Raw genomic sequence first — 9,980 nt, forward strand, 5'->3', positions numbered from 1 at the left:
AGAGGCAACGTTTGCTTCGCCATTTACTTGTATCGGATTTGCTGACTTTCAGAGTCACTATGGCTCAGCGCCGATCAGTATTGTATGGAAGATGAAGGAGTCTTTGCCAGGGTTTGTGATGAAGAAGACGGTGAAGGTCTGATAAACTCGATGCTGTATAGTTAGATTATTGCAAGAATGTGATAAGAAAGAGGGTCAGGGTACTTTCATTTCCAGGGGGACCTTTTCAATTATTAAGGTCTGTGATGGCAAATTCAAACTCGACTTCTTACGCTCGGAAGAAAAATTTTCTAACCCTAAGTATTCCCGATAGTCACATAGAAGAACTAGAAATTTCTTATAAAGGTGTCGGTTGATATAAACTGGTGCCTTTTGTGTTCCTGTAATTCAATGGGAAATGAAAAATGCAAGGTGCTTCGTATTTGACGCGGAGCACCTTGTTTTCGTTCTGCTGGACTTTGAGTAGCAACCTCAGTAAGTAAGGGGTTATTATGACAACGGGGGGGCAGCACGAAGTCTAACGATAACATCAATGAGTTCTTCCAGAAGATCCGGTGATAGACCGGACTTTTCTGCTTTTTGTGCCAGACGGAGGTAAGGTTGACTTCCTTCATTAATCATGAATGTAGAGAGGTCCGCCTTAGTTTGAGCGTTATCGGGAGGCTCGCTGCTAAGAAAGACGGTGGGGGAAACCTCAAGTGCAAGTGCTAGACGACAAATGGTATCAATACCGGTTGATTGGCGCTTTCCGGTCTCCAATTGGCTGATAAGGCTGCGAGCCACCCCAGACAGATGAGATAATTCCATGGCACTGAGACCTTTGGTCAGCCGAATTTCTTTAAGTTTTTTTCCAATATCTAGCACGGGCATGCCCCCTTTCTTAGATACTTGCCATATATTCCAATGTTCATAACACATGATAAAAATGGTCATGTTATTTTGTTCTTTTTTAAAGAAAACAAACCCTTTATAGTTCACAAAATAGGACAATTAATGTTATAATGATTAAAAATGTGAATTAAATCTGTTGGGTAAATAAAGGAGGCAATGGAAGTGAATGAATGCCATTTTGGTCGAAACTTGAAAAGATGGCGGTTACATAGAGGAATAACTCTGCGAGAATTAGAACATAGAACGGGCTTGAAAAGGCAGCGTCTCTTTGGGATCGAAAGGGGGTTATATAAAGGAACACCGAACCAATGGATTAGGCTGTTTAAAGAATTGAATGTCTCTATTGAAACGTTTACTTCAGATTCAGGATTATGCAATTAATCAACGTATCTCATTAACCGTTGGGGAATGTCTTGCTTTCATCATACACTAGACCCCAAACGGTGCAGGATAACCCTAGGATACTTATCTGATTCCGAGTGTTTAGATGAACAATAAAAGACGGCATTACTTATGCAAATCCTAATAATATTTTGAAAGATCCGTACGTATTTGTAATGAATTACAAATATGAAAGTGCTTGTGGAGAAGCCTTGTTTGAAAGGATAGATGAACTGGAGTTACTTAGCAAGTATGGTAATGATCGCCGTTACGGCAGGTTCCTGGAACCTCTGTTATGTTGGGAAATTCGACAATACTTTATGAATGAGTATAAATAATTAATTGATATTTAGATCGCTATAAGGTGAATGATATATAGTTGTTAGAACCGTGGATACGTCTAGTTGGCCAGTGTGTTCGTGCTATTGTTATAGCGGTCATTCTAGGACTCAACTCAATATATTGGTTTGATTGAAGAGTTGAAAGAGCCGCAGAGCAGAATGGAATCGTAGGTAAGGAACTACTTCGCGACGAAACTGATTGCCACACTCGACAGTGACGGCAATCCAAATTCGTCACTGGTGACGAATTTGATCTACACCCAGGCGCTCATCCTTCTTGGGATTACGTACTCGGCGTAACGTCTAGCGGGCTGTCATTTGTTGTCGTTCCGAGAAGGTTCCGGGTACCTTTGCGAAACGACAATAAATGACAACTCATGAGCGCGTTTCGCCGAATAATTATGTATAGGAAAGTAAGCTTACTATTACGCCTTTTGGGCCAGAACATTATCTAATATAGCATCAATACGTTCCTGGGTACCGGGCTTGCATACTACTTGTAAAGGCTGGACCTGCATGAATTGTTTGTGATCATCTGCAGATGTCACAAACACTATACTGCATGTTGACATGGAATCGGATTGCCGTATTTGTTTGGCGGTTTCAAGACCAGTCAGCTTATTCATGCTATTATCAAGAAAAAGAAGGTCAAAAATTATATCACGCTTATTAAGTTCTTCGAGAAGCTCTTCACCACTGCCAAATTGGTAAATATCAAATAAAACCCCCTTTTCTTCTTCATATAAATGAATGAATGTTTCCAATAACAGCCGACACAATAACCTGTCATCACAAATGCCAATATTAAGCAAAGCTCATCTCCTCCACCTATTTAAAACGAAGTTTTTATTGTTCGGGCGTTCGTCTTCCACATTGTTCACCACCAGCAGTTCGAAGCTGGCAAGATCAATATTATGTTGTTCCGTATCCCTGTAACTGCTGTAGCTCAGCAATCACATCGGTGGCTTTTGTTGAATAGTTTTAGGACAAATAGTCCAATATGTCAATAGGACTTATCGTCCTAAGATATACTTGCTTTGGTGATGCTGATGCGATTAAGAATACGTGATGTTCGTGAAGATCATGATCTAACCCAACAACAAGTTGCGGAATACCTAATGTGCGATCAATCTTTATACTCCAAATATGAGCGAGGGGAGCGTGATGTTCCGCTAAATATTATGATTAAACTCGCACAGTTTTATAAAACCAGCATTGACTACCTGGTCGGGTTTACAGAAAATAAACAACCTTATCGCTGAGCTTGCATTTTTCAGCAGCCCGCTAAAATGCTTTGTTACATAGTTAGGCTGGAGCAGCCGCCCCAGCTCGTCGGTATGGATGTTCTCGGGGGAGTCGTTACAGTAGGATCGAGTAGGAGGCGGCTCAATTAATGAGGAGCTTCCTACTCGATCTATTTAAATAGCTATTAAAAGAGTAATATGTTGTTCATGAAATTATCGAACCAGGCTATATAGAACGGCTTATGCCTGGGCTTCGATATCGTCAAGGAATTATTAAAAAAGTTCGCGAATTGACTGTGCAGGATGACGCAATTCAAAGCATTGTCAAACAGCGAACGCAGATATCTCAGCGAATTCAGGAAGCGGAATCATCTTGCAACGAAGTAATTGCGTCTATTGAACAGATCCGGGCCCAAATCATAAATGCACAACTAAAAGCTTGCCCGGTATGCCAAACTGAATTTGCATCCGCCGAATCGCTGCTTGCGCGTATCAAACAGGAGTTTTGCAGCATAGACTTGGCTGAGGCACGTGCGGAGTATCATGCCAAAGACGAGCTGCTGAAAAGTTCCCGAGACTCCTACCAAAGTATGGTGCTATCCTGGGACTTGACCAAACAAAACATCTCCAAAGAATTGGAAAAAGAACTATCCGCGCTGAACAAAGAAATCGAAGAAATCTCTGCTAAGGTTGAGCAATTCAATCGGGATATTTCTTTACTTGAAGAACGTCGACAGATGCTCAAAACAAAAATGAATACAACGATGGGTTTTACAGGCGAACTTACTTTTGATGTTTTTGACTCGCTGATAAAAAATATATATCAACGTTTAAGTGAATTTCATTTACAAAAAGAATCTATGCGGGACCAGCTTGGTACATTGTTCCAGAGACTTCGTGCTATCAAAATAGAAGAGGAAGCTGTTTCGGTGAATATTCTATCTGGTTCATTTGAATCATAGCTCAAAGATAATTAACCCCAGATCCTTGCAATTCATCTATAAATGGTATAAAATTGCAATAGAACATACGTTCTAAAGAAGGCCCTGACTACATCTATTGTAATGCCTAAAGTGATAGAGTGGAGGTAGGAGAATGGCTGGAAAGTTTGAATGGCACAAGTTTTCAGAGGTAGACCTTGATGACGGCTTTTTTGATTCTCTCAAGGCTGATTACGAGGAATTTCCGGACTGGTTTAAAAGAAAGAGCGATGCTGGGGAGAGTGCGCTCGTTTTTCATGATGAACAAGGTGTGGGAGCTTTTATTTATTTGAAACGGGAAAATGAAGCCATTAAGCTTTCGGATTCAACAATTCTTCCCGCTATATCACGCGTCAAAATTGGTACATTACGTTTGGCTGAACGCTATCGGGGTATGCGGCTTGGAGAGGGAGCGTTAGGAGTTTCTCTCTGGAAATGGTGTGAAGATAGGACTGAGGAAATCTATGTTACAGTATATGAAAAATATTCCGAACTAATCAACCTTTTTGAAAGATTTGGGTTTATATGTATGGGAAGAAACCGGCGTGGTGAGTGTATATATTTAAAAAGTCGTAGTAAAATTGATTACAGCGACCCTTATAAATCTTTTCCGTTTATTCGTCCAGATTTTAGCAAGGCGGGATTAATTCCGATTTATGAGAGATACCATGATCGACTTTTTCCGTATTCTGAGCTAAAAATCAAGAAACGTGAAATTGAAGAAGAAACAGCTGGCAATGGGATTACTAAGGTTTACATAGCTTCTCCTTTTACGGCGATGCATTATGAAATTGATGAACCGGTTTATATTTATCGGATATATGAAGGCGATACGGGAAAAACCTATAAGTCAGCAGTTACATCTTATTGCACAATAACTAAGATGGAAGTAATCAAGAGTAATGGTAAAACCACTATAAGTCTTGCTGATTTCATTAAAAATGCCGGAAATAAAACGGTTTTTTCTCCGGAGGAATTAACAGTTACATATGAGAACCAGAAAAATATTATCATGCTGGAATTAGTATATAACGGTTATTTTGGCAAAGGACATAATGTTATTCACAAGGATTTAAAGAATCAAGGCTTGTTTAATTCCCATCCTTATCAATTGGATTTCAGTAAGGATCAATTTACTAAAATACTGGAGATGGGTGACGTAGATGCGCAAAATGTTATTATCGATTAACCCTGAGCATGTGGAAAATATTTTTAACGGCAGTAAACAGTTCGAGTTCCGGAAAATCAAGTGTAAGTCTGATGTGGATAAAATTGTTATTTATTCAACCTCACCGGTCATGCGTGTAGTTGGCGAAGTGGAATTACTTGGAGTGATCGAAGATATCCCTGATAAGGTTTGGGATATAACGGCTGAATATTCAGGAATCACGAAAAGGTTTTATGATCAATATTTTGAGCATAAGGAAAAAGCTATCGCGTACAGGTTAGGTGAAGTAAAAAAATACCTGGAACCGTTAAAACTCTCGGATTTTGGGATCAGCTTTGCACCGCAGTCGTTTGTATATATTTGAAGGTTAGCACAAAATATTCGATAATTGTCAGAATTGCCTAATTTAGTGAAGGAGCCTAGCCCAATGAAATTCCTACACATCGCCGACCTGCACATCGGCAAGCGCGATCCTGCGGAGATCATTGGAATTAGCTTTTGTTTAAGTAAAAAGCATTCTGAATTTATGGCTCAGGTTTTTAATAAAGCGGGGATTCCTTCAGAATTTCTAGTCGCGGAATCGGAGAGCGCTGTGAGGGATAGCGTGAAGCGGCGCCTGGTAACGAAGGAAATAACCTTTGTTTTTGTGGTGGATATATCAATGAAGAGCTGTTTCATTGGCAGTCTCAAAGCCGGACGACGGTGGAATCACTGACAGGGCAGAGGTATCTTAACCAAGTAACCAGTGGTGGGAATGTGTTGTTTTTTGTGAGAGAGTATAAGAAAGAGGGGGCTTTTGCCGCGACCTTTACTTGTATTGGATTTGCCGATTTTCAAAGCCATCATGGCTCGGCACCGATTAGTATTGTCTGGAAGATGAAGGAGCCGCTGCCGGGTTTTGTGATGAAGAAGACGGTAAAGATTTAATGTTGACAAGTGAAGTTTTCCAAAGAATTGGTTTCCTTATTAGATGCCCGAAGAACAACATGACCTACTAAGGGAATCTAAGATTTGTTTTGATCATAAAGAAGAAATAACCCTAGGATTGCGGTTATTTCTTTATAACTTCTAATTCCGGCTAACCGTTCGGTTAGGCAATCGGTTGGGCTGGCGTGCTTGCAACACGTTAGTCCTTTTCTTTTGCCTGCTTTTTTTTAGGTTGTCTTTAAGTCCTTAATGATAGCCAGAAGATGTTCCAATTGGCCGTCGTTTAGCCTCTTTGACTCGTTAATCAAATCATTTAATTTTGTCGGAAAGCTTACTTCGTCATTAAAGAAATCCTTAGGAGGGACATTTAGGTATTCGCAGATATAAAAAAATCCTGTCATGGATGGCAGCGACTTTTTGTTCTCAATTTTATTGATATAACTTTCACTTTGACCCAAAGACAGGCTCATATCCCTTGCAGAAACTCCTTTTTGTGTGCGGAGCGTGGTTAATCTTTCGTAAAATAAATCCTCATACATTACAATTCACCACCTTGTATATGATTATAGACAATACATCGGCTCTTTATACGGAATTACAGCATATGTTTCTATTGACATGAGGAATTGTATTCCATATAATGCAAGAGAATATATGCCTTAATTCCATATTATTATGAGAAAGGTGGTTGACTAAAATACCGATGTTTATTAAAGATGCCAAAATAAGGGCTGCCTGCTGCTTTTCGGAACCCCGCACTAAAAGCTTTCATATAAGGTTTGACGAAAATAACGCAGGGAGCCTGCGATTGAAGCAGGTACTGATGGAACAGGCGGTCTATTTGATTGAAGCTATGGGAGTTACTCATTTCATCAGCGGTGTTGATTTACACATTAAGGGACTGGCACCTCCCGCATTTTGTCGAAGTGTGACGCGTACTACATACATTAAATCCTTGACACTATAGCTATACTGCGCCAAGCTCAAATTAGCAGGTGAATTTGTGTTCCCTGTGGTAAAGTAGAACATGGAGAGACTTAAAGGAATGCTTAGAATACTTAAATCTGAATTGAGTAAATTCACATATTACTACCACTGCCACATTGGTGGGTTAACCAAACTGAGTTAGACTTATATTACTACGCAGTTATTCCACTAGTAGAAAAGCTAAAGCAGTCATAAGTTAGAGGTGGAGCATGTCTGGAATTATCTATGGCCTGTATGAACAAATCATAAACGAGATCGTTAACGAAAACCTAAATAAAGTGGATCAAGAGCTTGTCATAAAAGATACCCAGCCGCTGGATTCGGCTGAGTCATCTAAGATTCTGGCGGATTACCTGACTAGAATCCTACGCGAGATCTTTAATTATATCGATGATGGGGATACCATCGTCAGAGACCGAGTTAATTTATGTAATGGGATTCTACAGTACATTACGAAGTGTATTCAAAAAGGGAGCTTTAGTTTCAAAAAGGATGAAGCGACCTTGAAAAGGATTAAGAGTTTCCTCATCCAGCAGGATGCGCAGATGTTATTATCCCTGGTGGACAAAAAAGCCAGCAGACAAACAGCCTTGCTGGGTTCTGAAAAGAATGTGAGACCCGATACATCGATTTCAGAGAACTCCCTCTTTACAGGGGCGGTCCATGAGCCGAGCATGATCTCAGAACTTAAAAAGGAAATCTTAAGCAGCGACAGGATTGATTTTCTCGTATCATTTATCAAGTGGAGTGGCTTACGGTTAATCATCAATGAGCTGACTCAGTTTACAATGGGTGGCGGCAAACTGCGGGTTATTACGACCTCCTATCTTGGAGTTACTGATTTTAAAGCGGTTGAACAACTCAGTAAACTGACCAATACGGAAATACATATTTCCTATGATACTGAACGGACGCGCCTTCATGCTAAAACCTATGTCTTTTGGAGAGATACAGGCTTCAGTACGGTCTATATCGGATCATCGAATATCTCTGAGTCAGCCATGACGAGCGGTTTGGAATGGAATATTAAGCTATCCCAATATGACTCAGTGGATATTCTAGAGAAAATCCGGGCCACATTTGATGGGTATTGGAATAATCCTGAGTTTACACCCTTTATTGCAGCGATTGATTCCGAGCGTTTGAGAAAGGCCTTGAGGTCAGAGCGGAGAAGCAGTCAGGATGAAGCGAACGGTTTAGCTTTTCACTTTGATCTTAAGCCTTACTATTATCAGCAAGAAATTCTGGACAAATTGAAAGCTGAACGTGAAGTCCATCACTCGTTTAAAAATCTAGTCGTTGCTGCAACGGGTACTGGAAAGACGGTCATTGCGGCCTTTGATTATCGAGACTTTTGCAGAGCAAACCCGGGTAAACCGAATAAACTACTCTTTGTCGCTCATCGGAAGGAAATATTAAGCCAAAGCATGGCCTGCTTTCGAGGGATACTCAAAGATCTGAACTTTGCTTCGATGATGGTCGGAGGACTAAAGCCCGATAGCTTTGACCACTTGTTTGTATCGATACAATCCTTTAACTCCAAAGAACTGACAGAGATCACCCCGCCTGATTTCTATGATTATATTGTGATTGACGAATTCCATCATGCTATCAAGAACTTTTAGATTATTACAGGCCAAAAATCTTGCTGGGACTGACGGCAACACCGGAAAGAGGGGATGGACGAAGCATCTATTCGTATTTCGAAGGTAGGATTGCAGCCGAAATCCGGTTATGGGAAGCGATCGAACGAAAACTACTCAGTCCCTTTCATTATTTCGGCGTGACGGATAATGTTGACCTAAGACAAGTGCGTTGGGTTGCAGGAAGATATGATGAGCGAGAAATAGAAAACCTTTTTGTTTTTTAGCGAGCGGTTGCTGTCAAACGTGTTGGGAATGTCATTAAGGCGATTGAAACATATTGCCTAGAACCTTCGGACATTATTGGTATCGGGTTTTGTCTTACCAAAAAGCATGCTGAATTCATGTCAGAGGTCTTTAATAAATCCGGGATCCCCTCGGAATTTCTCATTGCAGAATCTGTGAACGAGGTTCGGGATAGTGTGAAGCGTCGTTTGGTAACGAAGGAAATTAAATTTGTATTTGTAGTGGATATATATAATGAAGGGATCGATATTCCCGAGGTGAATACCGTTCTTTTCCTACGTCCGACGGAAAGCTTGACCGTCTTTTTACAGCAGTTAGGTCGGGGGTTAAGACTCAGTGAGGGTAAAGAAGCCCTGACAGTCTTGGACTTCGTGGGACAAGCTCACAAGAAGTATTCGTTTGAAGAGCGGTTCAAAGCGTTGTTATCTAGGACTCGGAAAACCGTCGAGCATGAAATCAAGCATGGCTTTGCCAATGTACCTAGAGGATGCTCGATTCAATTAGAAAGGCAAGCCCAGGATTATGTTTTAGAGAATATCCGAAATGCGGTTAATACGAAACGAAATCTGATCGGCAAGCTCCATGATTTCATGGATATCAAAGGAGATCTAAGTGTCCGGGAGTTTTTTGAGGGTTACCATGTAATACCGCAAGATGTCTATAGCAAAAAGGTTACTGTGGTGGGGTTGGCGGCTCAGGTTGGTTTTCTTAAGGGATATTCGGTGCAGCAGGAACGGGAAAGCCTGATGGCTGCAGCGTTTGGAAGATTGTCTTTGGCGAATTCCAGGCGATGGATTCGTTTTATGCAGACGATCTTACCTCAGATCCAGTTAGGTAAAGGTGCTTTGTTACATCCGTTGACCATGCTGGAAAGATCCATGCTCATGATGGTCTACTATACCATATGGGGTAAGGGACTGGGTGATCTGGGCAATAGGTTTTCTTCTATAGAAGAGGGGCTATATTGGGCCATTAATGATTAACGACTTTTCCAAGAACTAATGGACTTACTAGACTATCAGTATTTGAAGATCGATTTTGTAGATAAGCCTTTGGACCGGTTTGGGACGGTCTATCCGCTGGATTTATATTGTTCTTATACCTTTGATCAGATTCTGGTAGCTCTGGGGAAACATACGGAGCAAAAGAGGAGCTCTTTCAGGGAAGGTGCT

At 40.9% G+C, this 9,980-nt stretch carries 13 protein-coding genes and 1 pseudogene; 11 read left to right on the plus strand and 3 right to left on the minus strand.

The features are described 5' to 3' along the window. Window positions 1-489 precede the first annotated feature (489 nt). A complete protein-coding gene (locus JL57_RS02030) occupies window positions 490-864 on the minus strand; it encodes a helix-turn-helix domain-containing protein (protein WP_034140393.1) in 375 nt (124 codons plus the stop codon). Window positions 865-1,053: 189 nt separating this feature from the next. Between JL57_RS02030 and JL57_RS02035 the strand changes: the two genes are divergently transcribed. After that, the gene (locus JL57_RS02035; RefSeq protein ID WP_291299586.1) at window positions 1,054-1,272 is read left to right on the plus strand and encodes a helix-turn-helix domain-containing protein; all 219 of its coding nucleotides are present in this window, start codon (window positions 1,054-1,056) and stop codon (window positions 1,270-1,272) included. A 766-nt stretch (window positions 1,273-2,038) separates the two neighbouring features. On the opposite strand, the gene JL57_RS02040 is transcribed toward JL57_RS02035, so the two are convergent. Then, complete coding sequence (locus JL57_RS02040; RefSeq protein ID WP_034140395.1) at window positions 2,039-2,425, minus strand: response regulator; 387 nt, start codon at window positions 2,423-2,425, stop codon at window positions 2,039-2,041. A 237-nt stretch (window positions 2,426-2,662) separates the two neighbouring features. Between JL57_RS02040 and JL57_RS02045 the strand changes: the two genes are divergently transcribed. The 6 genes and pseudogenes from JL57_RS02045 to JL57_RS33270 all read left to right on the plus strand — a co-directional run. After that, the gene (locus JL57_RS02045) at window positions 2,663-2,875 is read left to right on the plus strand and encodes a helix-turn-helix domain-containing protein (protein ID WP_291299587.1); all 213 of its coding nucleotides are present in this window, start codon (window positions 2,663-2,665) and stop codon (window positions 2,873-2,875) included. A gap of 272 nt (window positions 2,876-3,147) precedes the next feature. Next, a complete protein-coding gene (locus JL57_RS02050) occupies window positions 3,148-3,819 on the plus strand; it encodes a hypothetical protein (protein WP_291299588.1) in 672 nt (223 codons plus the stop codon). A 133-nt stretch (window positions 3,820-3,952) separates the two neighbouring features. Continuing rightward, window positions 3,953-5,026, plus strand: a complete 1,074-nt coding sequence (locus tag JL57_RS02055; RefSeq protein ID WP_291299589.1) for a hypothetical protein — start codon at window positions 3,953-3,955, stop codon at window positions 5,024-5,026. Next, window positions 5,001-5,369, plus strand: a complete 369-nt coding sequence (locus JL57_RS02060; RefSeq protein ID WP_034140397.1) for a phage associated protein — start codon at window positions 5,001-5,003, stop codon at window positions 5,367-5,369. Before JL57_RS02055 ends, JL57_RS02060 begins: the two co-directional genes overlap by 26 nt. Before the next feature lie 63 nt (window positions 5,370-5,432). After that, the gene (locus JL57_RS02065) at window positions 5,433-5,720 is read left to right on the plus strand and encodes a hypothetical protein (RefSeq protein ID WP_034140398.1); all 288 of its coding nucleotides are present in this window, start codon (window positions 5,433-5,435) and stop codon (window positions 5,718-5,720) included. After that, a pseudogene (locus tag JL57_RS33270) lies at window positions 5,663-5,932 on the plus strand (DUF3427 domain-containing protein); the annotation flags it as partial. The gene JL57_RS02065 and the pseudogene JL57_RS33270, both read left to right, overlap by 58 nt. Before the next feature lie 227 nt (window positions 5,933-6,159). On the opposite strand, the gene JL57_RS02070 reads toward JL57_RS33270, so the two are convergent. Further along, window positions 6,160-6,471, minus strand: coding sequence for a helix-turn-helix domain-containing protein (locus JL57_RS02070; RefSeq protein ID WP_034140399.1), 312 nt, complete (start codon window positions 6,469-6,471; stop codon window positions 6,160-6,162). 269 nt (window positions 6,472-6,740) lie between these two features. Between JL57_RS02070 and JL57_RS33275 the strand changes: the two genes are divergently transcribed. The 4 genes from JL57_RS33275 to JL57_RS33290 all read left to right on the plus strand — a co-directional run bounded on the left by JL57_RS33275 (window position 6,741) and on the right by JL57_RS33290 (window position 9,791). Then, complete coding sequence (locus JL57_RS33275; protein ID WP_291299591.1) at window positions 6,741-6,899, plus strand: hypothetical protein; 159 nt, start codon at window positions 6,741-6,743, stop codon at window positions 6,897-6,899. A gap of 229 nt (window positions 6,900-7,128) precedes the next feature. Continuing rightward, a complete protein-coding gene (locus JL57_RS33280) occupies window positions 7,129-8,544 on the plus strand; it encodes a DEAD/DEAH box helicase family protein (protein WP_291299592.1) in 1,416 nt (471 codons plus the stop codon). Between the two features lie 20 nt (window positions 8,545-8,564). Next, on the plus strand, window positions 8,565-8,789 hold the full coding sequence (locus JL57_RS33285) for a hypothetical protein (RefSeq protein WP_291299593.1): 225 nt from the start codon (window positions 8,565-8,567) through the stop codon (window positions 8,787-8,789). Between the two features lie 117 nt (window positions 8,790-8,906). Continuing rightward, complete coding sequence (locus JL57_RS33290) at window positions 8,907-9,791, plus strand: helicase-related protein (protein WP_291299594.1); 885 nt, start codon at window positions 8,907-8,909, stop codon at window positions 9,789-9,791. Window positions 9,792-9,980 lie beyond the last annotated feature (189 nt).

This window comes from Desulfosporosinus sp. BICA1-9 (assembly GCF_000802135.1).